General features: G+C 30.1%; 31 protein-coding genes. 24 read left to right on the top strand and 7 right to left on the bottom strand.

The window, feature by feature from the left end; translation table 11 throughout:
• Positions 1 to 17 precede the first annotated feature (17 nt).
• The 4 genes from ACMGE6_RS04445 to ACMGE6_RS04430 all read left to right on the top strand — a co-directional run bounded on the left by ACMGE6_RS04445 (position 18) and on the right by ACMGE6_RS04430 (position 2,995).
• On the top strand, positions 18 to 680 hold the full coding sequence (locus ACMGE6_RS04445; protein WP_414054600.1) for a response regulator transcription factor: 663 nt from the start codon (positions 18 to 20) through the stop codon (positions 678 to 680).
• The gene (locus ACMGE6_RS04440; protein ID WP_414054599.1) at positions 670 to 1,677 is read left to right on the top strand and encodes a hypothetical protein; all 1,008 of its coding nucleotides are present in this window, start codon (positions 670 to 672) and stop codon (positions 1,675 to 1,677) included. The genes ACMGE6_RS04445 and ACMGE6_RS04440 overlap by 11 nt, the downstream gene beginning before the upstream one ends.
• A 141-nt stretch (positions 1,678 to 1,818) precedes the next feature.
• Positions 1,819 to 2,178 (top strand): GNAT family N-acetyltransferase, encoded by a 360-nt coding sequence (locus ACMGE6_RS04435; RefSeq protein ID WP_414054598.1) that lies wholly within the window; start codon positions 1,819 to 1,821, stop codon positions 2,176 to 2,178.
• Between the two features lie 214 nt (positions 2,179 to 2,392).
• A complete protein-coding gene (locus ACMGE6_RS04430; protein ID WP_414054597.1) occupies positions 2,393 to 2,995 on the top strand; it encodes a helix-turn-helix domain-containing protein in 603 nt (200 codons plus the stop codon).
• A 53-nt stretch (positions 2,996 to 3,048) separates the two neighbouring features.
• On the opposite strand, the gene yidC is transcribed toward ACMGE6_RS04430, so the two are convergent.
• Both yidC and ACMGE6_RS04420 read right to left on the bottom strand, forming a co-directional pair.
• Complete coding sequence (gene yidC, locus ACMGE6_RS04425; protein ID WP_414054596.1) at positions 3,049 to 3,804, bottom strand: membrane protein insertase YidC; 756 nt, start codon at positions 3,802 to 3,804, stop codon at positions 3,049 to 3,051.
• A 31-nt stretch (positions 3,805 to 3,835) separates the two neighbouring features.
• Complete coding sequence (locus ACMGE6_RS04420; protein ID WP_414054595.1) at positions 3,836 to 4,108, bottom strand: hypothetical protein; 273 nt, start codon at positions 4,106 to 4,108, stop codon at positions 3,836 to 3,838.
• Between the two features lie 138 nt (positions 4,109 to 4,246).
• On the opposite strand from ACMGE6_RS04420, the gene ACMGE6_RS04415 reads away from it, so the two are divergent.
• Entirely contained in the window at positions 4,247 to 5,074 is an 828-nt protein-coding gene (locus tag ACMGE6_RS04415) for a CPBP family intramembrane glutamic endopeptidase (protein WP_414054594.1), read from the top strand.
• Between the two features lie 126 nt (positions 5,075 to 5,200).
• On the top strand, positions 5,201 to 5,662 hold the full coding sequence (locus tag ACMGE6_RS04410; protein ID WP_414054593.1) for a MepB family protein: 462 nt from the start codon (positions 5,201 to 5,203) through the stop codon (positions 5,660 to 5,662).
• Between the two features lie 47 nt (positions 5,663 to 5,709).
• Here ACMGE6_RS04410 and ACMGE6_RS04405 read toward each other — a convergent pair whose 3' ends face one another.
• The gene (locus tag ACMGE6_RS04405; RefSeq protein WP_414054592.1) at positions 5,710 to 6,126 is read right to left on the bottom strand and encodes a VOC family protein; all 417 of its coding nucleotides are present in this window, start codon (positions 6,124 to 6,126) and stop codon (positions 5,710 to 5,712) included.
• Positions 6,127 to 6,285: 159 nt separating this feature from the next.
• Between ACMGE6_RS04405 and ACMGE6_RS04400 the strand changes: the two genes are divergently transcribed.
• The 3 genes from ACMGE6_RS04400 to ACMGE6_RS04390 are packed head-to-tail and all read left to right on the top strand — an operon-like array spanning position 6,286 to position 6,963.
• On the top strand, positions 6,286 to 6,576 hold the full coding sequence (locus ACMGE6_RS04400; RefSeq protein ID WP_414054591.1) for a hypothetical protein: 291 nt from the start codon (positions 6,286 to 6,288) through the stop codon (positions 6,574 to 6,576).
• The gene (locus tag ACMGE6_RS04395) at positions 6,576 to 6,767 is read left to right on the top strand and encodes a helix-turn-helix transcriptional regulator (RefSeq protein WP_414054590.1); all 192 of its coding nucleotides are present in this window, start codon (positions 6,576 to 6,578) and stop codon (positions 6,765 to 6,767) included. The genes ACMGE6_RS04400 and ACMGE6_RS04395 overlap by 1 nt, the downstream gene beginning before the upstream one ends.
• A gap of 25 nt (positions 6,768 to 6,792) precedes the next feature.
• On the top strand, positions 6,793 to 6,963 hold the full coding sequence (locus ACMGE6_RS04390; RefSeq protein WP_414054589.1) for a hypothetical protein: 171 nt from the start codon (positions 6,793 to 6,795) through the stop codon (positions 6,961 to 6,963).
• Between the two features lie 92 nt (positions 6,964 to 7,055).
• Here the strand turns inward: ACMGE6_RS04390 and ACMGE6_RS04385 are convergent, their stop codons facing one another.
• Both ACMGE6_RS04385 and ACMGE6_RS04380 read right to left on the bottom strand, forming a co-directional pair.
• Entirely contained in the window at positions 7,056 to 7,337 is a 282-nt protein-coding gene (locus ACMGE6_RS04385) for a hypothetical protein (RefSeq protein ID WP_414054588.1), read from the bottom strand.
• 1 nt (position 7,338) lies between these two features.
• Positions 7,339 to 7,635, bottom strand: coding sequence for a DUF2089 family protein (locus tag ACMGE6_RS04380; RefSeq protein ID WP_414054587.1), 297 nt, complete (start codon positions 7,633 to 7,635; stop codon positions 7,339 to 7,341).
• Positions 7,636 to 8,093: 458 nt separating this feature from the next.
• On the opposite strand from ACMGE6_RS04380, the gene ACMGE6_RS04375 reads away from it, so the two are divergent.
• The gene (locus tag ACMGE6_RS04375; protein ID WP_414054586.1) at positions 8,094 to 8,699 is read left to right on the top strand and encodes a stage II sporulation protein M; all 606 of its coding nucleotides are present in this window, start codon (positions 8,094 to 8,096) and stop codon (positions 8,697 to 8,699) included.
• Positions 8,700 to 8,865: 166 nt separating this feature from the next.
• On the opposite strand, the gene ACMGE6_RS04370 is transcribed toward ACMGE6_RS04375, so the two are convergent.
• Both ACMGE6_RS04370 and ACMGE6_RS04365 read right to left on the bottom strand, forming a co-directional pair.
• Positions 8,866 to 10,068, bottom strand: coding sequence for an MFS transporter (locus tag ACMGE6_RS04370; RefSeq protein ID WP_414054585.1), 1,203 nt, complete (start codon positions 10,066 to 10,068; stop codon positions 8,866 to 8,868).
• On the bottom strand, positions 10,052 to 10,207 hold the full coding sequence (locus tag ACMGE6_RS04365; protein ID WP_414054584.1) for a hypothetical protein: 156 nt from the start codon (positions 10,205 to 10,207) through the stop codon (positions 10,052 to 10,054). Before ACMGE6_RS04365 ends, ACMGE6_RS04370 begins: the two co-directional genes overlap by 17 nt.
• A 275-nt stretch (positions 10,208 to 10,482) precedes the next feature.
• Between ACMGE6_RS04365 and ACMGE6_RS04360 the strand changes: the two genes are divergently transcribed.
• The 14 genes from ACMGE6_RS04360 to ACMGE6_RS04295 all read left to right on the top strand — a co-directional run bounded on the left by ACMGE6_RS04360 (position 10,483) and on the right by ACMGE6_RS04295 (position 24,456).
• Positions 10,483 to 10,716, top strand: a complete 234-nt coding sequence (locus ACMGE6_RS04360) for a hypothetical protein (RefSeq protein ID WP_414054583.1) — start codon at positions 10,483 to 10,485, stop codon at positions 10,714 to 10,716.
• A gap of 164 nt (positions 10,717 to 10,880) precedes the next feature.
• A complete protein-coding gene (locus ACMGE6_RS04355; RefSeq protein ID WP_414054582.1) occupies positions 10,881 to 11,369 on the top strand; it encodes a GNAT family N-acetyltransferase in 489 nt (162 codons plus the stop codon).
• A 25-nt stretch (positions 11,370 to 11,394) separates the two neighbouring features.
• Positions 11,395 to 11,817, top strand: a complete 423-nt coding sequence (locus ACMGE6_RS04350; protein ID WP_414054581.1) for a cytidine deaminase — start codon at positions 11,395 to 11,397, stop codon at positions 11,815 to 11,817.
• 239 nt (positions 11,818 to 12,056) lie between these two features.
• Positions 12,057 to 12,773, top strand: a complete 717-nt coding sequence (locus tag ACMGE6_RS04345; RefSeq protein WP_414054580.1) for a tryptophan-rich sensory protein — start codon at positions 12,057 to 12,059, stop codon at positions 12,771 to 12,773.
• A 596-nt stretch (positions 12,774 to 13,369) separates the two neighbouring features.
• Positions 13,370 to 13,843: a glycosyl-4,4'-diaponeurosporenoate acyltransferase gene (locus ACMGE6_RS04340; protein WP_254257019.1), complete on the top strand. Its 474-nt coding sequence runs from the start codon at positions 13,370 to 13,372 to the stop codon at positions 13,841 to 13,843.
• A gap of 26 nt (positions 13,844 to 13,869) precedes the next feature.
• Positions 13,870 to 14,907 (top strand): type 2 isopentenyl-diphosphate Delta-isomerase, encoded by a 1,038-nt coding sequence (gene fni / locus ACMGE6_RS04335; RefSeq protein ID WP_414054579.1) that lies wholly within the window; start codon positions 13,870 to 13,872, stop codon positions 14,905 to 14,907.
• The gene (locus tag ACMGE6_RS04330) at positions 14,904 to 16,400 is read left to right on the top strand and encodes a phytoene desaturase family protein (RefSeq protein WP_254257021.1); all 1,497 of its coding nucleotides are present in this window, start codon (positions 14,904 to 14,906) and stop codon (positions 16,398 to 16,400) included. The genes fni and ACMGE6_RS04330 overlap by 4 nt, the downstream gene beginning before the upstream one ends.
• A gap of 9 nt (positions 16,401 to 16,409) precedes the next feature.
• Positions 16,410 to 17,276, top strand: coding sequence for a phytoene/squalene synthase family protein (locus ACMGE6_RS04325; RefSeq protein ID WP_414054578.1), 867 nt, complete (start codon positions 16,410 to 16,412; stop codon positions 17,274 to 17,276).
• Between the two features lie 4 nt (positions 17,277 to 17,280).
• The gene (locus ACMGE6_RS04320) at positions 17,281 to 18,762 is read left to right on the top strand and encodes a phytoene desaturase family protein (RefSeq protein WP_414054577.1); all 1,482 of its coding nucleotides are present in this window, start codon (positions 17,281 to 17,283) and stop codon (positions 18,760 to 18,762) included.
• Complete coding sequence (locus ACMGE6_RS04315) at positions 18,759 to 19,805, top strand: glycosyltransferase (RefSeq protein WP_414054576.1); 1,047 nt, start codon at positions 18,759 to 18,761, stop codon at positions 19,803 to 19,805. Before ACMGE6_RS04320 ends, ACMGE6_RS04315 begins: the two co-directional genes overlap by 4 nt.
• A 61-nt stretch (positions 19,806 to 19,866) precedes the next feature.
• Positions 19,867 to 21,267 carry a dihydrolipoyl dehydrogenase family protein gene (locus tag ACMGE6_RS04310; RefSeq protein ID WP_414054575.1) on the top strand — a complete coding sequence of 467 codons (1,401 nt, stop codon included), beginning with the start codon at positions 19,867 to 19,869 and terminating at the stop codon, positions 21,265 to 21,267.
• A gap of 356 nt (positions 21,268 to 21,623) precedes the next feature.
• Positions 21,624 to 22,457 (top strand): DUF4240 domain-containing protein, encoded by an 834-nt coding sequence (locus ACMGE6_RS04305; protein WP_414054574.1) that lies wholly within the window; start codon positions 21,624 to 21,626, stop codon positions 22,455 to 22,457.
• A gap of 240 nt (positions 22,458 to 22,697) precedes the next feature.
• Positions 22,698 to 23,330: a hypothetical protein gene (locus tag ACMGE6_RS04300; RefSeq protein ID WP_414054573.1), complete on the top strand. Its 633-nt coding sequence runs from the start codon at positions 22,698 to 22,700 to the stop codon at positions 23,328 to 23,330.
• 844 nt (positions 23,331 to 24,174) lie between these two features.
• Positions 24,175 to 24,456: a hypothetical protein gene (locus tag ACMGE6_RS04295; RefSeq protein WP_414054572.1), complete on the top strand. Its 282-nt coding sequence runs from the start codon at positions 24,175 to 24,177 to the stop codon at positions 24,454 to 24,456.
• The last annotated feature ends 6 nt before the right edge of the window (positions 24,457 to 24,462 follow it).

Here is a 24,462-nt window from a genome sequence, read left to right as displayed (position 1 = left end):
GAGGTGAGGTAATTATATTGAAAGGCTTTAATATTTTAATTGTAGAAGATGATTCTTTTATTGCTAAAAGTTTGAAAAAATTATTTGAAAGTAAAGGTGCAAATGTTAGAATAAACGCAACTGGAGAGAATGTAATTGAACAATTGGATGACATCCATCTTATTTTGATGGATGTCATGCTTCCATATAACGATGGAATTTCTATTACTAAGGCTATTCGGCTGCAATTTGACACCCCAATAATTTTTTTGTCGGCAAGGAATGACATTGAAAGTAAATTAAATGGATTAAATAATGGTGAGGATTATCTAACCAAACCATTCCATCCTCTTGAGTTAATCGCAAGAGTAGAGAAAATATTATCAAACTTATATGATGAACAGTTTAAAATCATAAATGGTTTTCAAGTGGATGTAATAAACAAGTTATTGAAGGATAGTGATGGAAAGGAAGTTAAGCTATCAAAAACAGAAAGAAAACTTTTTTTTTATTTGTTTAATAATATAAATATAATATTAAACAAGGATCAAATCATAAATCATGTTTGGCCAAATGGTGATACATATGAAAATAGTTTAAATGTATATATTAAGAAATTAAGAAAAAAGCTAAACGATGACGGAACGATGATTAATACCATTTACGGAATCGGATATAGGTTGAACAAAAATGAAAAATAAAAAACTAATGCTAAAGTATTATTACATTATGTCTTTTAGTATTTTTTTAATTCCTGTTACATTTATTATATTGAACTACATATTTCTTATTAGCTATACAGTAATTGCTTATATTATAAAAGAGAACAGACCATTTAGTTCTTCGTTTATATACGCAAATTTTTATGTTTTTTATTTTTTATTATTGCTTACTATGGTTTGGGTTGGTTCAAAATACTTTAAAACAGTGGTTATCAGGATTAATAAAATTAAAGATACAGTGGAAAGTATAACAAATGACGATGTATATCCAAGAAAACTAGATTTTTTATCAGAAAGTGACGATGAAATAAATAGATTGTCGGGTGCTATTAATAAATTAATAGATAGATTACGTTATAAAGAATCATTATTAGAACAACAAAAAAAATTAAAACAAGAAAATTTAAAACAGTTATCTCACGACATTAATACACCACTTACAGCAATGATGTTAGAACTATATGAATTATCTTCAGAGTATCAAATTCCAGAATATGAAATCAGTCAATTGTATAATAAGATAATTTATACGAATCAACTTGTTAAAAAATTATCAGAAAATGAAGAAGATGATTTTAGAAATCAATATATATTTATGGAAGAATACAGAGTTGACTTAGTAGTGAAAAAGTCATTGAAAAAATGGAAATACTTAATTGATAAAAATGATATAAATTTAAAAAGCAAAATCAACAGTATTGTAATTTGGACAACTGAGGAATTATTGTTTGAAAGATTATTAGATAATATTATTTCGAATATTGTACGTCACTCTAAAACAAAGGAAATATTTATAGTTCTTTCAGACGATAAATTAATTATAAGAGATTTTGGAGTAGGATATGATGTAAATCAAGAAACTACTAAAAATAAAGGAATTAATATAATTAATGATATTTGTAAAAAGTTAAATTTAATAATAGATATAAATTCAAATGTAACAGGGACAGAATATAAAATCACATATTATAAATAAAGATATAAGCGCACTTCTTAAAAACAAATAATAAATACTTTTAATTTGTTTTTAAGAATGATATATAATGGTAAGAGTTTTTGAGAAAACAGGGAGAAGTAGATGTATTATATTGAGCAAAGTAACCAAGAAATTAATAAAATGATTCAAAGCAAGATAAAAGAATATAATAAACCAAACTGGAGAGAATGGAGAGAATTTAATTACCATATTAAAGATGGTTCTAAAGTAATTGCAGGTGTTGTAGCTGAATCGAGATATCAAACTGTAGAAATTGAATTTCTCTATGTAGATGAAGAATACCGTAATCAAGGTCTAGGAAAACTATTGCTAGATTATTTAGAAACAGTTGCAAAGAGACAGGGGATGACATCTATCCTTGTTAATACTTATAGTTTTCAAGCACCTGAATTTTATTTGAAAATGGGATATGAATTATTATTTAAGATAGAGAAGGCTTTTGGTAACGTTGATCAATATTATTACCGTAAACAAATATAGATGATAGTAAATGAAGTAACTCCAGTTTTGAGAGATATTCTGAAAGGTTTTACAAATAATGTGGCTATTTCTTAGAAAATATTATAAATAAGTAATAAAAGTATTACTGTCGCCCTTTGTCGCTTTGTTGTCAGCTTATTGTCACTATACTGACGTGTAATAATTTGGAGATATTTAGTATACTTTTCCTAACCACTTGGAAAGGAATGAGGTTATGAAAGAAAATAATAATGTTTCTCAACTACGAAAAGCTAAGGGATGGACACAGGAAAGATTAGCTGAAGAAGCAAAATTAAGTGTGCGAACGATTCAAAGAATCGAAAAAGGTGAAGAAAGTAGTTTGGAAAGTATGGGACTTGTTGCTAATGTATTAGGAGTTCCTATCAGTGATTTATTTAATCAGAGTAGTGTAGATAGTGGAAACATGATAAAAGATTATTCAGATGAACAAATTGAACAAATAAATGAACGTCGCGCAAAGAAAAAATTATTTCTGTTAGCAATTATTATATATAATTTTTTCATGTTATATGTTGGGGCACAGCTAGAAAATATTAGGGATGAGAAATATGTTTTGATATTTAGTGTATTATGGGTTGTATTATTTATATGTGGATGGATCTTGTTAATGTATATAAGAGAATCATATTGGAAAAAGAAATTGGACAAATTATATCCTTTAACGAAAAATATAGACATTAATAAAAAAGCAGACAAAAAGCCAGAGTATAAATATGTGGAAATTGCTTCACAAATTTGTTGGAGAATAGTAGTCCCATTATTATTTATTCTTAAGTATGTACTTCGTGTTATATGAAAAAAATTTAAAAACCATACTTTGATTTAAAGTTATCAAAGTATGGTTTGTTTTTATTTATTTGAAATAAGCTCTTCTTCATGATAATCGAAATATTTATTAGAGAGATATTGCTGAATTATCATAATTACCGCTCCAGTCGCCCAATAAACTGGCATTGCTGCCGGTAATGTGAGACTTGGGATAAGAATCATTAAAGGACTGATAAACGCCATGAGTTTCATTTGAGATTTCATTTCCCCGGAAATATAGCGTAGAGAAAGCTTCATTTGAAGATAATATAAAACAGCTGCAATTATCCCCATTAAAATATTCGGCGTTCCAAGGCTAAACCATAAGAAGCTCTGTTTCGCAATATCACTATTATGCGATATCGCAAAGTACAATGCCATTAGTATTGGCATTTGGATGAGTACAGGTAGACATCCAGTATTCACAGGATTTATTCCTTCACGCTTATACAATGCCATAAGTTCTTGTGTATATTTCTGACGTTCTTCAGGAGTAGTTGCTTCGCGCAACTTTTTATTAATACGATCTGTCTCAGGTTTGAATTTTTTTGTTTTATATTGAACCATTCGTTGTTTTTTGAATGAATAAAACATAAGAGGCATCAGTAGTATCCTCACACATAATGTAACCAAAATAATTCCGATACCAAAGCTATTCCCGAAAAATTGAGCAAAATATTTAATAAGAAATATAAATGGTTCTACTAGTGACTGGTGAAATAATCCTTCATTCTGAACACCACAGCCACTTAAGAGTAAAGCAATCATTATTATTGTTAAAGCGAAATATTTTTTCAATTATTTTTCCTCCATTATATTAATTTTATGATTAATATAATGGAATAGCGTCCTCATCATCCGCTAACTTTGCTAAACAACGAATTCGCCATCTTAAGATTGGTGGATTCCAGTAATAGATGAACTGTTCTATTAGTTGTCTGGCTGGTTCAATCTTAAAGCGACAAATAAGGTTAATTGTAACTTTAACGTTAAATAGAGTATAGAGAAGTGCTAAGAATAAAGGTGTAAAGGCAATAAGGTAATATGCAAGATAATCAAGCAACAGTTCTTCGCTTATAGTAGCCATAATCCACTCAAACATATTAGACACTCCTCCTACCAAGTAATTTTATGGTAATAATATCACAGAATTAGTTTTTTGTCTTTTTAAAATGGAATTCAATTTCTTTTACATTAGTTTATAATAAAATTGATAATAAATTTAAAGTGAGGAACAAATATGCATTTAAATAAACGTATTTCAAATAGAAAACTATTCGGAGGAATTTTTTTATCAATTCTTGCATTAATTATTGCGCAAGTAGTTGCTATGTCTATAACGGTATTTGGAGCAGTATTTTCAGCAATTCTATATATTATTTTTGCATTTTTATTGATTTTTCTTTTATGTCATAAAGTATTGAAGATTAATTTAACAGATATTAGGATACTTCCTTTTAAAGTTAAAGGTATTTGGATTGCTTCAGCGATAATACTTCCAACTATTGTATTGCTATTTTTAATTTTTAGTGGTGGCGAATGGAAGACAGCGAATGTATCTACTATTCAAATGTTAAAAGTATTATTCACTTCTATTATTTGCTATGGTATAGCACCTGCTATTGTTGAGGAAATGGTGTTTCGTGGAGTGATTATGTCATTGCTTGAAAATAAATTTAATCGTTTTATAGCAATAGTGTGTCCGTCCATTCTGTTTGGTGCTTTACACACGATAGGAAATCCTATGAATGTTCTAAGTTTTATACAACTATTGGTTGCTGGAACGTTGGTGGGTATTCTTTTCTCGCTGATTGCTGTTGAATCCGGATCTATATGGAATAGTGCAATTGTTCATGGATTATGGAATACTGTATTTATTGGATCGATAATGCATATTGGTAATGATAATAGTGCTCACGCAATCTTTTCTTATGAACTTATCTCCCATTCATTTATAATAACTGGAGGGGACTTCGGTATAGAAGCTTCATTACCTGCATTAATTGGTTATATAATATTTATTATCTTTGCTTACTATAGAATAAATAAATATGGAAATGAAATCTGAAGAGAAAAGGTAATGACGGTAAATAAAAAACTTCTAAAATACTTAGGTTAATAAATAATTTATGCAAAGGTTATCCAAAAACTTAGATTAGTAATTTAGTAAGTAAAAAATGTGGAGAGTACTATAATGAATACATATAATACGTATAAAATATGGGATGACATATTTATGAATAGTAAGGCCGTTTTAAAGAAAGACAAATGGAATTGTGAATACGAAGGCATGCAAATTACATCTGACCTAATTAATATTAAAAGTAGATTAGCTAAGAAAACACCGAAGAAACCAGGATATTTCGTTACTATATGGAAGAAGGATTCCCTTAATAAAAATACGCCTTTTAACGATAATGATATTGGTGATTACCTAGTAATTAATATTCTAGACAATCATAATGAAGGGCAGTTTATCTTTCCTGTTGGAGTCTTAACTGAGAAAGGTATTATTCAGTCAGAAAAATCAAAAGGAAAAATGGCTTTTAGAGTGTATCCACCATGGGTAACAGATTTGAATAAAACTGCAAAGGCTAGTCAGAAATGGCAGACTGAACATTTTTATAATATGGGTGAATATAAGTTTGATATCTAATAATATAGAACAGTAGCGATATAAAAATTAAATCGCTACTGTTTATTTTAATATTTTTTTGAAACACTATTCATTAACTTCTCAAAATCCTCACCACTAATATTCGATTCTGTTAATGTTATTTGATAACCATCAGGATCAATAATGGTCATCTCAATAGCATTCCACGGCATCTGTTCTAACGGTTGTAATACATACTTCTCGGATATCGACTTTGCAATGGTTTCGACTTCATCAACAAGAATATTAATGAAGCAACCATTTCCACTAGTAAAGTCCTCAGACTGAATCAGCATAATATCCTGATATTTTTTCAGTCTTAGATGATTCATTATTACTTCATTTGATTCATTACGAAACTTGAATACACTTTGAAATCCTAAAGTGTGACGATACCACTTCTCAGCTTTTTCAATATCTCTCACCAATATTTTATTAAACAACGGCATTTGATAGAATTCCATGTCATCACCTCCTTACTTAAATCGTAAGGTATAACGCGACGTTAGAGTAAAGAGGAAAATATGTTGGGAATGATAAATGTTAAAAGTTCTTTACATTTTAGTGTAAAAATTATACTATAAGAATGTAAAGAACTTTTAACATTTTGAGGAGGGATTTAGATGAGAAAACCAGATGAGATGGAATTACATCAATCAAACCAAAGTATTAAATTGAGTTGGATATTCGGTATAGGAATGCTGCTGATTATGAGTATCTCTCACTTTGTCGTTAACGGTAGTCTTTCTAATTCATTTTTAGTGATGTTATCAATGTTGATAGTTTATCGAGTTAATATAATGATGATGAAAAGTAAAATGGGAAATGACAAAATAAAACCTATTGTAATAACAATGTTCCTAGTATTTGCAATTTGTCTTGTACTAGGTTTGGTAAATGGATATTTAAGCTGATGAAAAATAATTTGAAGATTATAAGAAAAGAGAGAAAAATAACCCAAGAGCAATTAGCAAAATCAATGGGTGTAACGCGACAAACTATTATTGCTATAGAACAAGATAAATACGATCCAACCCTAAAACTGGCATTAGCTTTAAGTGAATACTTTGAAATGACTGTGAATGAAATCTTTTATACGAAATAGAACATCTCTAAGGAGGATAATATTTATGAATAAAGATCTGAAATTTACTGAATCTGAAGAAACGATTAAACCAGGAGAAAGAGTTATTATCGAGTTTGATTTTCCCAAAAATTTGACCTTTGTCGGAAGAGCAGATAAAGTGCTAGAAAAAATTATTAAAGAAAATGATGGAATGATTAAGAAAGCTGACCAATAACAACGGTCAGCTTTCTTGGTATATTCTTTTACCGAATTCTTAAATGATAATTCAATCGTAAAATCTAACGTGAAGTTGAAGAAAAGAAGAGATTATAAATCTTTGCTTCTCATTTTAATTAATTCATCTTGTCTCTTTTTGTTATAGTCTTTCTGTCCATTCTCATATTGAGAAAATAATAATACATATGCGATTAACAATAATAACCCTAAAGCCCATAATGGCCAAGCTTCATTTACATATAGATAAACTGCATATACTGTACACAAAATAGGTACAATGAGACCTAGAATTTTATACTTTGTTTTGGATAAAAAATATTGTGAAGCTAATATCGCTGCAAATATTAAAGCATTTATAATATGTTCTGTCATTTTATTGCTCCTTTTCACTGTTATATAGATTAATGATTTTCTTAGCCTCTTCTAAACTTAATTTTTCATCAATAGCCAAAGATTTCACATAGTTTACTAGTCCTGAGTTTTCTTCTTGTGAAGCTAACTCTATTTTTTGGATCAAAGCATTAAGTCTAATCCTTACAGTTGGATATGAAACATCATACATTTTGGCGATGCTTTTTAATGAACCTGATTCTAAAACAAAGTTCTTCATAAATTCAATATCTTCTTTATCTAATTTTAATAACCAGTCTGGTAATTCATTTCTTTCCATCTTGCTCCCCCAATCTTTAAATTCATTCTAAGGCTTATATTAATAAAAATCAATATTTAAACAATAATATTTTTAATAAAATTAAAAAATACTTTAACTTTATTAAAAAGTGTTGTAAGCTAATGTCATAATACAGATTATGGAGGTAACAAATGTTTAATATTATTGAATTGATTTTTTAAATTTTAGTTTTATTTGGATTGCAACGCTATTTAGCTTCTCGTGATAACAAATTACTAGGATTAGTTGTCCCAATAATTTTTAACTTATATGTAATCTATAATTTTAAATACGTAAACCAAGATGTAGATTATCCATGGTATAGAGCAATAATAGGTAATTTTATCTTACTTGTTGACTATTACTTTGGTTTTCAAAAGAGGAAAGAAAGATATAGAAATGAAATTCAAAAAATGAAATCAAAAGATATCTAAAATATTTTTAAAAAGGGGTAGTATATGAAAAATCTAGGATTAAGTTATATTAAGAGAGCCTTTATTATTTATGGCATCATGATGTTAGTGGCCATTTTAACTTTTATTATTTCACTAATATTTTATCCATCAGAAGAATTATTTAAAGATATAACCAGTAAGTTACCTCCAAATTCAGCAGAATTAAAAGGACTTGATAAGGTATGGATGTATGTAGTAAATAATGGGTTTATTGTACCATTGCAAATGTTTATTCTATCTCTAATACCTATTCCATTTCTTTATTTCTTAAATGTAATATCTACTACAATCATTACTGGAATTATATTTGGTTTTGCCATTCATCTACTACCTGATTTTGGCTGGATATTAGTATTGTCATCTACTCCACATGCAATGATAGAAATTCTAGCATTTTGTTTTGTTGCAAGCGGACTATGGACATTGAACCAATCAATCGTTAGAAAGGTAAGTAATTTTTTCAGAAAAGAAAAGAGATATGGACTATCTATTTCAGAAGCTATGCATAACTTGATCAGAGTTTATGTATTTATTGCACTACCTTTATTTATCATTGCAGCATTTGCCGAAACATATTTAACGGATTTCATAGAACATTTACTAAAGTAGACTTAAAAACCTCACTCTTAACCGATACGCTGAAAGTTATCACAAATGATGAGGTTTTTAAAAAGTTTCAAGAAATAAACAAAAATTGTACGATTCATACAAATAAATATCCCCTAAAGTTAAAAATTATAACTTTAGGGGGTTTACATATATAAATTATTTAAGCTCAGCTATACCTATAGAGTTGTGTTAACATACCTGATATCGAAGTAGCAATAATGATAAATCCAGATATCCCCATAGCCCATCCTGGAGATAATACGTCTCCTATAGCTCCCCAAATAATCATACCAATAGGGGATAACAAGCTAGATATACTAGCAATCCCTAATATTCTCGCTCGATATTCTTCTTCCTCAACTGAAAATAGAATAGTTGTAGAAATAGTACTCGTTATTGAAAATAAAAATCCTATTAGGAAGAATACAGTATAAAGACCTGTAGGTGAATGTACATAAGGAATTAAAAAGAATAGTAATCCTCCTGCGAGTAAACTCCATATATATAATTTACCTCGTGACTTATTAAGATTAACGGCGGTTAAAATAGTTAATGATACAAATGAACCTAATGAAAAAGAAGTTAAAGTAATGCCATAAACATTTGAACTTAATTTTAATGAGTGATTGATATAATTAGCAAGATTTACATTGTAGCTAACTACACCGATGTTAGCTATTGTAATCAAGATAACTGACCAAAACAGATACTTAGTTTTAATAAAATAATGAAGCCCTGTTTTGAAATCTTCTATAATGTTATTTTTTTGAGTATTAAGCTTGCTGTTTATTGAAGTGATAAAAAAAGTAAAAATTGCCGCTATGAGAAAACCAATTGAGTTGATAGCGATGAATTCATTTAATTGAAAATAGATGATTAGTATTCCTGCCAGAGATGGAGCTAAAATCATAGAAATTCTATTGATCATTTGGTTAAAAGAAGCAGCTCTTGATAAATTTTTCTCTTTTAATAACTCAGGTATGAGCGCGCTGTAGACAGGGTTAAAAAATGCATCAATACTAGATAAGAAGAGTGTCAGTGTATATATTTCTATTATCGTGATTTGCCTATGGATAAGGGATAGACTCCATAAAATAGTTACAGCAAAACGAATAAAATTTAATAAAATTAAGTAGTACTTTTTATTTACTCTATCTCCAATTACACCGGAATATAACGAAAAAAATATTTTAGGGATCATCGATATAAAAAGTATCATTCCCATTTGAAGAGACGAATCAGTTAATTCGATTACATACCACGATAAAGCAAAACTGTATAAAGCTGAAAATAATGAAGAGATCCCTTGGCCACACCACAACAAAAAAATACTAGGTATTTTTATTTTTCTATTATTTAAATGAATCATATATTTCATCTCCTATAGCTATTAAATCATCAAAATTACTATAATGGATGATATTTACATCAGGTAATGAATTAAATACTTTTTCTTCTTGATCATTTTGATTTTCAAAGTACCTATTAATCTTTTCTAATGAACTCATATAATATCATCTCCTTAAATTTGATAATTATATTACAAAAATATTCTGATAATATCAAATATTTAAAATAAACAGAATTATAAGATTTTAATAATCTTTGAAGATAATTTTATAGATTTGAAATGAATGAATTTATGAGTAGGAAAAATAACAATGTTATTATTTCTGAAGCACATTTAGATATCAAACAAGCCATAGAAAATTACTAATATTAAATTTCAATAATTTTCAATATAGGGAGACTAATAATAATTGAAAATCTATCTGTTTTAAAAGTGTATGATCCCTTAGTAGAAAATGATGATTACTTATCTGAAGATGCAATTTTATATACTAAGTGTTATGTTGTCTCAAGAGGAGAATTATATTATAAAAAGATTCTAGAATCAGGAATTCTAGATTTAAGTGATGATAATCATGATTTTGAGGAATTACTTTATGTAGCAGAAGAAGCTTTAGAACTTCGAGGAGTTCGGATTGATTATGATAAAATGAAGAATATAGAATAAATACCAATTCTCATCACTTGAGAATTGGCATTTAATTTTTATAAAAACCTCATTCTTAACCGATACGCTGAGAGTTATCACAAATGATGTGGTTTTTAACAATCTTCAATAACGTTTTTTGAATACACTTTACATAAATTATTGAAATAGAGAGTGTGATTTTTATGACGATACTAGAAACAGAACGTTTGATTTTAAGAGAATTACGAACAGAAGATAAATACTCTCTTTCTAAAGTATTGTCTGATTATGATTCTATGCAATACTATGATCATCCATTTAATGAACATGAGGTCGAAGAATGGATTAAATGGAATATCGAAAATTATGCTTCATATAATTGCGGTTTATGGGCAGTTATTCTAAAGGAAGACGGAACTTTTTTAGGTGACTGTGGTATAACGATGCAGAATATTGATGGAGAGGTTCTACCCGAGATTGGATTTCATATTATCAAAGAATACTGTAATAAAGGTTATGCATCAGAAGCGGCAAAAGCATGTATGAAACATGCTTTTAATGTTTTGGGGTTTGAAAAAATATATTCATATTCAACTATAGATAACTTGCCATCTCAAAAAGTAGCATCAAAAATAGGAATGAAAAAAATAAAGTTTTTGATAAGAACGGGTTACAATATATTGTTCAAATAGCTATCAAAGAAAAGGAGAACATAATATGAATATCGAACAAAAATTATTTGATGAAGCTAAATCTTTTATTATTAAACGTTTCCCTAAAGGATGGGGAGGTGCTGCAGCCATGTATTCCAAGAAAGGTGAAATTTATATTTCAGTTGCTCCCGAGGTAATTAATGCTTCATCAGAATTATGTATTGAAACAGGAGCGATTTTAGAAGCTCATAAATTTGATGATATTATTACACATAGTATCTGTGTTGTAAGAGATGATGAAAATAGTGAATTTAAAGTTTTAACACCATGCGGTACATGCCAAGAAAGATTACTTTATTGGGGAAACAATATTAAGGTGGCTATTTCTAACGTTAGTGGAAATTTAGAATATAGGAGATTAAGAGAGTTACAGCCGTTCCACTGGACAAATGCATATGATGATATTGAATATAAAGATGTATTTTAATTTGTTATCTCGATAAGAGGTGAATTGTGAGAATAGATATTTAGGGGGAGAAAAGGATTCATCAAAATATTAATAAAATATCTAAAGTGAAAATCTTAAATACAATTACTTTTTGTTATTTGCTAACTAAAACAAAAATTTAAATTTACTTATGTAGGATTGAGGTGTGATAATAGAAGAGTTATTAAGGTTATGTTGTGTCTATATTTAAGAAAAAATTTATAGAAGGGGTATGACTTATGAATAAAATAAAAATTATCATTTACTGGCTAATGTTCCTTGGTATGTTGACAATCAATTATCTTTCTTCATTCAATGTTGGTAATGAAGCAGACAAATATCAGCCACTGATTCAGCCTGCAGGATGGGCATTTTCCATTTGGGGGCTAATTTATGTGCTATTGTTAGTATGGCTGGTTCTTCTAACAATTGATTTATTTAAAACAGATTATAAAACTTCTTTTGGCTACTGGCCAGCTGCAAACTTTGTTCTGAATGCTTTATGGATTTACGTATTTTCAGAGTATTCTAAATGGCTATCCACATTAGTGATTATAGGGTTATTAATTACTTTAATAGTACTTTACAGAAAAGTTCAAGATCGAAGTTATGATAAAATTGTCTTTGGTATTTATTTTGCCTGGACTACTGTTGCCACTATAGTTAATATCTTCAACTGGGTGAAGTCAAGTGGAACGTCGACAGTATTCAGCTTAAATGAACTGACATGGACGCTAATTATGTTGATAATAGCTACATTACTTGCTGTATATATTGCTGTAAAATATCGTGATTTTATTTATCCGATGGTTTTTATCTTTACTTTTATTGCAATCAGTATAGAAAATGGAATTAGTAAGGATGTTCTAAGTATTGTTATAGGAATTTGCATAACTATACAGTTAATCGCAGTTATCTATACCATGGTTAGAAACGTGAAAATCATTAGAAGCTAAACATATTATTTGAATATAATCATAATTTATAAAGATAGCGAAGATATACAGAACACCTCTAAATTTGAAATCAATCAAATTTAGAGGTGTTTTATAATGAACTAAAAGAGGATTTTAATCTTACAATCAAACTAAAAATAGACGGTCATTTTTAGATAAACTGTAAGTACAAAAGTAAATGGAGTGTGAATTGAAAATTATTTAAGATATAAAATACTAATTTTAATTTAGAAATCAATCAATACTCCGAATTCTTTACTTCTAATTTTAACAACTTTTTGTTAATCCACTTTATAAACCTGTTACTACTCATCGGATAAGACTTATATTACAACTTTCAATTATTATTGTATTTTGTACAATTATAGGGAAATAATATTTTTCTAAAATTTGAATAAATTGATAACATGTAAACTGTAGGAAGTTTATTCATTAAAATAATTAGAAGGTATCATATATATAATTATTATGAGTATTATATACTCGCTTAATAAAAATATATAATGGTATGATAATGGTGATAGTTAGCAATTTATAGATTAATGCTAATTATGGGCACAGCTATATTTAAGCTGTTTTACAGTAAAGGAGGATTTATGAGGCCTATTAAACTAATAGTTATAAATAGTATAGCATGGTTCACAGCACATATAATCATAGCCTCGCTATCAGCGAATATTTCAGACAGATATTTTCAACATAATAAATTATTTAAAACTTTCAAGGTTGAACGATCAGGTGACATTTGGAACGAGTTATTCAAGGTTAAAAAATGGAAATCATTTTTACCTGATGGTTCTATTCTTATAAAGCACGGCTATAACAAATCAGAATTACCTGACTTCAGCTCTTCGACTATTAATAAATTCATCATTGAAATGCGACGTGCTGAGTTTACACATTGGATCTCAATGTTACCTGCACCGTTATTTTTCTTATTTAATCCACGTTATGCAGCATGGATTAACGTACTCTATGCATTAATTAGCAATTTTCCATTTATAATTACACAACGTTATAATAGGCCAAAACTCGAAAAAATTTATCACTATAAGCAAAATAGAAAATAAAGATTAAATAGTAAGAGGGAGATTATGTGGATAAAAGAATTTCGAGGAAAGATGAACATATTCAGTTGGCTCTAGGACATCCAGATATAGAGGTATCAGATTTTGATTCTATCCATCTTATTCATCAATCTTTACCAGAATGTGATGTTAAAGATGTTAAGTTAAACACGAGAATTAATAGTATCAATTTGAATACTCCAATCTATATAAATGCAATGACAGGTGGAAGTAAATGGTCTCAAGAAATAAATGAGAAACTTGCTATTGTTGCGCGTGAAACTGATAGCGCAATGGCAGTAGGATCTACGCATGCAGCGTTAAAAAGCAATCAATTAAAAGAAACTTATTCAGTTGTCCGTAATATATACAAAGGTCCTCTATTTAGTAATGTTGGGGCTGATGTTCCTGTAGAATTCGCTAAAAGGGCAGTAGATTTCTTGCAGGCTGATGCACTTCAAATTCATGTGAATGCTCCTCAAGAACTGATTATGCCTGAAGGTAATAGAATATTTAGTAATTGGCTAAGTCATATTGAATCCATTGTGAATGAGATAGATGTTCCGATTATTGTTAAAGAAGTGGGCTTCGGTATGAGTCGTGAGACTATGCTCAAGCTTAAAAGTGTGGGAGTAACGACGATAGATGTAAGCGGAAGTGGTGGAACTAACTTTATTCACATAGAGAATGAAAGAAGAACCTTGAAAGACTTCTCTTATATGAAAGGGTGGGGCCAAACTACTGCTATATCCTTGTTAGAAAGTAAAGGAACTGGATTAGAAGTTTTAGCCAGTGGTGGCATTAGAAATCCACTTGATGCTTTGAAATGTATGGTTCTTGGTGCGCAAGCAGTAGGTATTTCCCGCCCAATATTACTTAAAGTTGAAAATGAAGGTATAGAAGATGCAATTAAATATATTAATGATTTTAATGAGCATTTAATAATACTTCTCACCATGTCAGGTAAAACTTGTATACAGGATTTGACTTCAATTAACTATATTCTCAAAGGTGATGTATGGAGTTGGTATCAACAAAGAAATGAGAACATGGGGTGGAATATATGAAAAAAGTAATAGTTATAGGAGCTGGTGTAGCAGGACTTGCTAGTGCAATTCGTTTGCAGCATGAAGGTTATGATGTAGAAATTTATGAAAAAGAGTCTTTGCCTGGTGGAAAAATGCATCAGATTGAAAAGGATGGTTTTTTCTTTGATTTAGGACCGACAATTGTAATGATGCCTGAATTGTATCGGGAAGTTTTTGAACTGGCTGGTAGAAATCCAGATGATTATATACCGATGCAAAAACTGAACCCAATGTTCTCAGGATATTTTAATAATGGAAGAGAGAAAATCGATATTTCCAATGATTTAGTAGAACTTATGCAACTTTTTGAGATGTCTAGTGAAAAAGATGCAGAGGGATTCTTAAGATATATCAGCGATTTATACAGCCGCTTTAATATTGCAAAAAATTATTTTCTTCAAAGGCCATTTAGAAATAAAAAAGATTTTTATAACCTTAATATGATAAATCAGGGATTAAAGTTGAGAACACTAGGTAATGCAGAGAGCACGATGAATAAGTATATAAAAAATAAAAAGCTTAGAGATATGATTAGCTTTCAAACATTGTACATCGGAATCTCACCTTCTAAAAGCCCATCTTTATATACAATTATCCCGATGATAGAGTTTCTGTATGGAATCTGGTTTATTAAAGGTGGAATGCATACAATGGCAAAAGCCATGGAGCGCTTATTCATAGAGCTAGGGGGTAAAATTCACTATAAAACAGAAGTCCAGGAAATAAAAATAGAAGATGGTATTGCCCAGGGAATTATGATAGATGATGAACTTATACCTTCAAACTATGTAATGTGTAACGCTGATTTTCCATATGCTATGAAATCACTTGTGACATCAAAAGAAGCTAAAGGAAAGTATACGGATGAGAAGATAGATGAATTAGATTACTCATGTTCATGCTTTGTTTTATATTTAGGTACAAACCGTAAATATGAAGAAATTGAGAATGTTCATAACTTTGTATTTGCTGAAGATTTGGATGACAATATAAAAAAAATATTTGATGGGCGCAAGATAGAAGATCCATCTCTCTATATGTATATTGCTTCAAAGATTGATCCATCACTTGCACCTCCTGATAAAGATGGGTTATATGTACTTATGCCTGTATCAGAGCTTTCTACTGCACAATATGAATGGAATGAGGAAACAAGGAAATTCTATAAAGATAAGATTCTCGATAAGTTAGAAAAACTACCTGGTATGAAAAATATCAGGAATGAGATTATCACTGAAATGATGATGACACCAGCTGAGTTTAAGAAAAATTTCAATGCTTATAATGGTGCAACATTTGGTTTGCAGCCTACACTTTTTCAGAGTAATCATCTACGTCCTCAAAGCAAAGCCACGCACTGTGAGAACCTATATTTTACTGGCAGCAGCACCCACCCAGGAGCAGGTGTACCTATCGTACTCCTGTCATCTAAAATTGCTGCAGGCGAGCTTATGCTGGATGATAAAGGTTAAGGTGAGACTATGAATGCAATCTATACAGACTACAAATATTGCAGAGAAATTATAAAACGTCACTCAAAATCATTTTATTATGCTTTTAAGCAGCTCCCGGAAGATGATGCAAATGCAGTATATGCAATATATACTTTTTGTCGTATGGCTGATGACATTGTAGACCAGACTGCTTCTGTTGATTATAGAAAAGCAGTTCTTGATACTTTTAACAGTAAACTTCTCCAGTTTGAAGAAGGAATCTTGATTGATGAACCCATGTGGCGCGCATTAAAAGATGTACATCAACGATATCCCCTTGATTTGACAGCTTTTAAGATGCAGATAACAGGTCAACAGATGGATTTAATGTATACACAACCTGAAACGATTAAAGATATTGAACGTTATAGTTTGTATGTTGCAGGTTCTGTCGGAAGAATGCTGCTGCCGATTCTTTCGACTAATGTTACTTTAGAAATGAAAGAAAATGCAGAAAAACTAGGCATTGCGATGCAGATTACTAACATCTTGAGAGATATCGGAGAAGATTTTAAACGATACCAACGTGTCTATATTCCAAAACAGATTATGAATAAGTTTAACTACACAAATCAACAACTAGCATCCTTTGAGATCAACAGTGATTTCATCAATATGTGGGAATATCTTGCTGAATATGCTGAAACCCTTTATGACGAATTCCTTCATTATATAAACCAATATCACATTCATGCACGACTACCTCTATTATTATCTATGCTCGTATACAAAGAGATACTAAATGAAGTCAGAAGGAATAACTATGATTGCCTTACTAAAAGAAATCATGTTTCAACATTAGACAAGTATCGTATACATCAAGAAGCAATAGTATATTTGAAAGGGGAGGAATAATCATATGAATAATAAAACTGTAGTAGTTATTGGTGGAGGTCTGGGAGGTTTATCTGCTGCAATTACATTAAGGCAGGCAGGGTTCAATGTATCATTATACGAAAAAAATCGTCATTTTGGTGGAAAGCTTAATCGTCTCACCCAGGATGGCTTTGGATTCGATCTTGGACCTTCTATTCTGACAATGCCATATATCTTTGAGAACTTATTTAAAGGTAGTCACAAGCGAATGGAAGATTACGTTGATATCATTGAACTACCATTACAATGGAGATGTTTCTTTCCATCCGGTCATATCTATGATCTTTATAAAGATCTTGAAGCAATGCAGGAAAACAACGAACATCTCACTGCCAAAGATATAAATGAGTATAGAAATTTTCTGGCATATGCAGGACGTATTCACGAATTGACAAAAGATAGTTACTTTGACCAGGGTATCGATACAAAATTAAAGTTAATCAAACATCATGGACCTATTAAAGCGATCAAAGGTTTTGATTATTTCAGTACGATGCAACAGGCTATCAATCGCTATATATCGAATGAGGAATTTAGGGATATAATCGGATATTTTATCAAATATGTAGGCTCTTCCTCTTACGATGCACCTGCTGTGCTCAATATGATGAGTCATATGCAATATCAACAAGGAGAATGGTATGTTCCTGGTGGTATGCATCTGCTAGGAGAAGCGATAGTAAAGCTCGCTGAAGAGATAGGGGTCAAACTTCACCTAGATAGCGAAATAGTAAAATTAGAAACAGAAGGCAAACGTATAGTCGCTATGGAACTTGTGGACGGTAAGCGCATAACTGCAGATTATTTCGTTTCTAATATGGAAGTTATACCGTTATATGAAAAGCTAGTGAATCCACCAAAAAACTTAGCATCATTAAAGAAAAAATTTGAACCTGCAAGTTCAGGTCTTGTACTTCATATTGGAGTAAATAAGGAATATCCTCAGCTTCAGCATCATAATTTCTTTTTTTCTAATAATTCTAAGAAAAATTTTGAACGTGTATTTAATGAAAAAAAACTACCGATTGATCCTACGATTTATGTAGTAAACACTAACAAAACAGATAAAGCACAAGCGCCAGTGGGGCATGAAAATATTAAAATACTACCGCATATTCCTTATATTCAAGATAAACCATTTACGAAGAAACAATACCAGGAACTAAGAGAAAATGTTTTAGTAAAGCTTGAAAATATGGGACTTGAAAATTTACGTCGACATATCGTCACAGAAGATATGTGGACACCTCATGATATTGAAGACATGTATCTTTCAGATCGTGGTGCGATTTATGGTACGTTATCTAATCGTAAAAGCAACAATGGATTTAAGCATAGAAAGCACAGTGAACATTTTGACAACCTTTATTTTGTTGGTGGCACAGTTAACCCAGGTGGAGGTATGCCTATGGTAACTTTGAGTGGACAACAGGTAGGCAGAATGATAAAGGAACAAGAACAATGATTGTTCTGTGGGGTTTAATAAGTATTGTATCAGGATTACTGCTATTTGTTCGCAGACCGCTCATTAACACGATTCCGACACAGAGCCGTAAAGTCAGTGTGATTATTCCTGCGAGAAATGAAGCACATAACTTAACAAAATTGCTCAGTTCTTTTGATTTATCAGATGTATATGAATGTATAGTTGTAGATGACGGATCAACGGACGATACTGCTCGGATTGCAAAAAGTTTAGGTGCGATTGTCATAAGTTTTGATAATCAATCTGACTGGAAAGGGAAGTCAGCAGCATGTTATAGAGGTGCTGAAGCAGCGAATGGAGATATTCTTTTGTTTTTGGATGCTGACACACATTTCCATGACACAAAAGCAATCCAGCGTATTACTACTGCCTACAAGGGTGGACTCATGTCGATACAACCATATCATGAAATGAAACAATGGTACGAACAAGGATCATTATATTTTAATATACTTACAGTATTGGGTCTAAATGCGACCTCAATCTTTAAAGGTGAAGATGGTGTGTTTGGACCATGTGTGATATGTAGAAAGCAAGATTATATTACAACGGATGGACACCGTGCAGCAGCAGGTCAATTGATTGAAGGTTTTGGTCTAGGCACAGTATTCAAAGCACATCAGTTTAAGCTTTATAATCATATCGGTAAGAATATAATCCATTTTCGTATGTATCCAGATGGAATACATGCTATGACAAGAGGATGGATGAAACATTTTGCTGCAGGTTCTGCCGCAACAGATAAGCGTGTGTTAGCACTTATCATTTTATGGATGTCAGGAGCTTTTATTCCCTTATTAGTAGTAATATGTCCAGAAAAATGGTTAATAATAATAATACTTTATCTTATGTATACAATTATCTTATACTGGATATCTAGTATGCTTGGAAATTTTAAATTACTAACAATTATGTGCTATCCGTTAGTTCTCGCTTATTTCGTATTTGTATTTACGAAATCCATTGTCGCGATTTATATCAAAAAAGAAGTGAAATGGAAAGGTCGTAATATTAATCTGTAAAACTTAAAAGAGATTGTAATTATATAGTTTATTAATATCATAAAAATTAAGGAGTAAATATATGAATAATAATCACTATGATGTCATTTATATTGGTAGTGGTCATGCAGCATGGCATGGTGCACTGATATTAAATCAAATGAAAAAACGTGTAGCAATTATTGAGAAAGATAAAATTTCAGGTACGTGTACGAATTATGGGTGTAATCCTAAAATCTTATTAGAAGGTCCATTTGAAGCGGTAGAATCTCTGCAACATTATGAAGATATTGTGAAAAACACACCACAAATTGACTGGTCAAAATTAATGGAATACAAACAACAAACGATACGTCCTCTGCATAAAGGATTAGAAAGTATATTTGAATCACAAGGTATCGATATTATTAAAGGTGAAGGTATCCTAAAAGATAATCATACTGTAAATGTAGGCGATACGGACTATAAAGCAAAGTATATTGTAATTGCAACAGGTCAAAGAAGTAATGAGCTTGACATAGAAGGTAAGGAATTAACTCATAATAGTACAGATTTCTTAGATTTAATAGAATTTCCAAAGCGTATTACATTCTTAGGTGGCGGTTTCGTCAGTATTGAATTTGCATCTATTGCTGCGAAGATGGGCAGTGAAGTTTCAGTTGTTGTACACTCTGATAAAGTGTTAAAGCCATATCACCAGCCTTATGTGAAGAAACTGATTGAGAAACTTGAGGCAGAAGGCGTAAAATTCTATTTTAATATTGATGTCACGAAATTAGAGAATATCGAGAATGGTTTAAAGTTATCGGATGATAAAGCATTCCAACTTGAAACTGATTATGTAGTAGATGCAACAGGCCGTATACCAAATGTTGAAAATATTGGACTTAATCAAATAGGAATAGATTATGATAAGCATGGTATTAAAGTAAATAAATATATGCAGACAAATATACCTAACATCTATGCAAGTGGAGATGTTGTAAATAAGAAAATACCGAAATTAACGCCAACTGCTACATTTGAATCAAATTATATCGCGCTGAATATACTAGGTAGAGATGCAGATATGAAAAAGTTCCCATTAAAAGCACTTAAACTTATACCGATTAAATATCCGGCAGTTCCAAATGTGGTGTATTCACTACCAAGAATTGCGCATGTCGGTATGTCGATTGAAGAAGCAGAACGAAAACCTGGATATAAAGTGAAAACTATTAAATTTGGAGAACAGCTGGAATTTCAGTATAAACACGAACGTGATGCAGAAATGAAGGTTGTGCTTGATCAAAGAAATAGATTAAAAGGTGCGGTAATCTACGGTAGTGCTGCAGATGATCTGATTAATATATTAACACTTATTATTAATAAGAAGATGAGTGGACGAGAAGTAAATAAGATGATATTTGCTTTTCCAAGTGCATCAAGTGGTGTTATCCAACTGATTGGTATGCATATGTTGGGTGTAGATATTAATTTATAATATTAGCCCCCCAATCGACTGTAAACAGAGTTTTTAAAATAATTTACACGAACACTAAAAAATGGAAAAAATGTTCATAGGATTTTAACTTTTTTGTATATTTACTATATTTTATTTTAAGATTTATGCGAGTTATCTTAACGATGACAATTTATTATTAAACAAAGATAAAGAAAGTAAAAGATTAAGCAATGCATAACCTATGAAGTAGCTATCAGTGTAACGCTGATAGCTATTTTAATAGACTTTAAATAAAACTCTCTTTTAAACAGTACGCTGAAAGTTATCATAAATGATGAGGTTTTTGGTAAGCATAAACTTCCTAGACCGAGATATTATTAAGAGGAGTAATGAAATTGAATATACAAAATTTGAAAGTTGGAGATGTAATTACTGAAGAATTGCCTAGAGGTTTTTACGGGTGCATGGTAGTACTAGATGTGGAACGAAAAAATAAGACATGTTTAGTAATGGTTAGCAAATATTTTTCTAAGAACTATCCTTCGCTTGAAGATTCTGAGATTATGATATCTGCAATTAATAAATCGGGAACTAGAGATATGAATTATCATTGCTGGGGAGATTCTTTTCAACAAGATGAAAAAAAATATAAATTACTAGGCAATTTAGATGTGAGTAATATAAAGCCTATTAATTCACCTTTTTATGAGACACTAACATCTATGACAAATTATTATGAATGGTTAGCTAATATGCATCCCGAAGAATTTGAAAAAGTATTAAATGATCAAGAAGATATCTACGAATCTTCAAATTTAGAAGAACAAAAAGTTTCTTTTATGAAAGAGGATTATTTTTGGGATATTATTGGTAAATATTTAGATGAAGATAATACTCAGTCTCTTATAAAATATCTTACCCAGCTGAATGAAAATCATATTATTGAGTTTCATAACACACTAGCAAACATGATTGAAAATCTATCTGCTTTAAAAGTGTATGATCCCTTAGTAGAAAATGATGATTACTTATCTGAAGATGCAATTTTATATACTAAGTGTTATGTTGTCTCAAGAGGAGAATTATATTATAAAAAGGTTCTAGAATCAGGAATTCTAGATTTAAGTGATGATAATCATGATTTTGAGGAATTACTTTATGTAGCAGAAGAAGCTTTAGAACTTCGAGGAGTTCAGATTGATTATGATAAAATGAAGAATATAGAATAAATACTAAATGCCAATTCTCATCACTTGAGAATTGGCATTTAATTTTTATAAAAAACCTCATTCTTAACCGATACGCTGAAAATTATTATAAATGATCCGGCTTTTTAGAAATATAAGAGCAAAAAAATACATCTTTTTTAATCTATACAATATAATTTAAGTGTATGTTGTTATTTAGAAAATATTAGCATATAATTTATTTAATGGTATCTCTACAAATTAGAAAAGGATGGTACGAACTTGAAAAAAATACTGAGCGCTTTAGTTGTTTCATCGTTAGTAGTGACTAGTACGGGATCAATGGTTGCACATGCCAATACAAATAAGGCTGAATCTACAAATATAAAGGCAAATGTTATACAGTTACCGAATTTAAATAGTAAATCTACAGTAAAAGCAATGAAAGCTGGGAAACTTACTTTAATGACTTCTCATGGCAAAAAGATTGGATTCAATTCAACATATCAAGATATTGAGAATACAGTAGGTAGACCAGAGCAAAGAAAGATTCTTGAAAATAAAGATTATATTCAAGTTGAATATGCTTATAATAAAAATAAAATTTCTGGACCAAATAAATATAACGTTGTGTTAACAAGTGGATCGAAACATACGATTGATAACTATAAAAAAGCAAAAATTGAAAATATGTTATTATCTTTTAACACAAGAGTTTCAGTAACAGAAGTTGAAAAATATTTAGGCAAAGCTAGAAGTTCTCATAAAGTTAACGGTAGTATTTTGAAAATTTATAGTGACAGACTTGTGGTTTCTTATAAAAAAATGTGGGGTTCTTGGGTTGTTGAAGAGATGAGAGTTGAAAGTTATTTAGCACCTACACCTGAAGAATTAAATCATCCGACTTATGAATAATTCCATATAAACAATGAAACAGTTACTAGATTATTGTTAATCACTGCATTACATTAAACACTTGTGAATAGAGCGTTTTTCTAATATTATTGAGAATAAGGAATAAGGAATAAGGAATAAGGAAAGTCCTACCTTGCTGCGTCCAACCACGCGGATAGAGGCGAAAGACATGTCATTTTTGACATGTCTTTTTTATTTTTATAAAGAACGGCATCCATAAACGAACACTGTAAATTATACAAATGAAGTGGTTTATATCGCTGTAAACGTCAAAAAAATATTGTATTGTATTAAACCATTTACTAAAAAAATTTTCTACCTTTAATTTACTTATATAAAAATTTTAAGTCTCTAAACATTCGAGATATTGTTGAAAAATAGGATTTTCAATAGTTTCTATATCTTTAGATAAGTGCTTACCGTTATTTTTGTAGTTAATATATAACCTATTATATTTTAGATTATTCAACTATTGTTTAATTTAAATTTGTGTTATGATACCATTTAAATACAATTTATTACAAAAATAACTTTGATTAAGTATAGGAGATTTTTATGATTAACCAAAGAATAACTTTATCCTTAGTATGGGCATGTATGTCAGCACTACTAGCATTTTTAATCATTTCTGAGGATACGAATGTTTCAATTATGTGGTCGATATTCTTTTTTATAACTACATTTTTAATTTCTTATTTTTTAGATGAGAACAAAAAATAATACTATGAAAGATTTCTTTAAAACATTCTTATTACTAGTGAGTGGATTATTGCTAATCATATCTCCCGTGATTTTAGATGTTAGCGTTATTAATTTATTCGATAATTTTTATAGAAATATTTTTATGTTACTTTTATTTATTGTTTTGTCGTATGTCTTATCGTTTATCATTGATTTAATCATTGAAACGATTATCAAAGTAACGTTAAGAATTCAAAAAGATGATAATTTAGATGATATCATAAGGTTTCTTTTGGGTTTAATCAGCTCGTATTTATCATTCTTCATTGCTGATAACGTCTTTATATCAGTGTCCTTATCTTTAGTAACATTATTGATGATAAGTTTAATACATGCGATAGTATTTTTCTTTATTGAAACAAAAATAAATAATTTAGAAACTTAGGAATTA

This window comes from Macrococcus equi (assembly GCF_047426745.1).
Taxonomy (GTDB): domain Bacteria; phylum Bacillota; class Bacilli; order Staphylococcales; family Staphylococcaceae; genus Macrococcoides; species Macrococcoides equi.
This window is presented reverse-complemented; position numbering and strand designations above follow the sequence as displayed.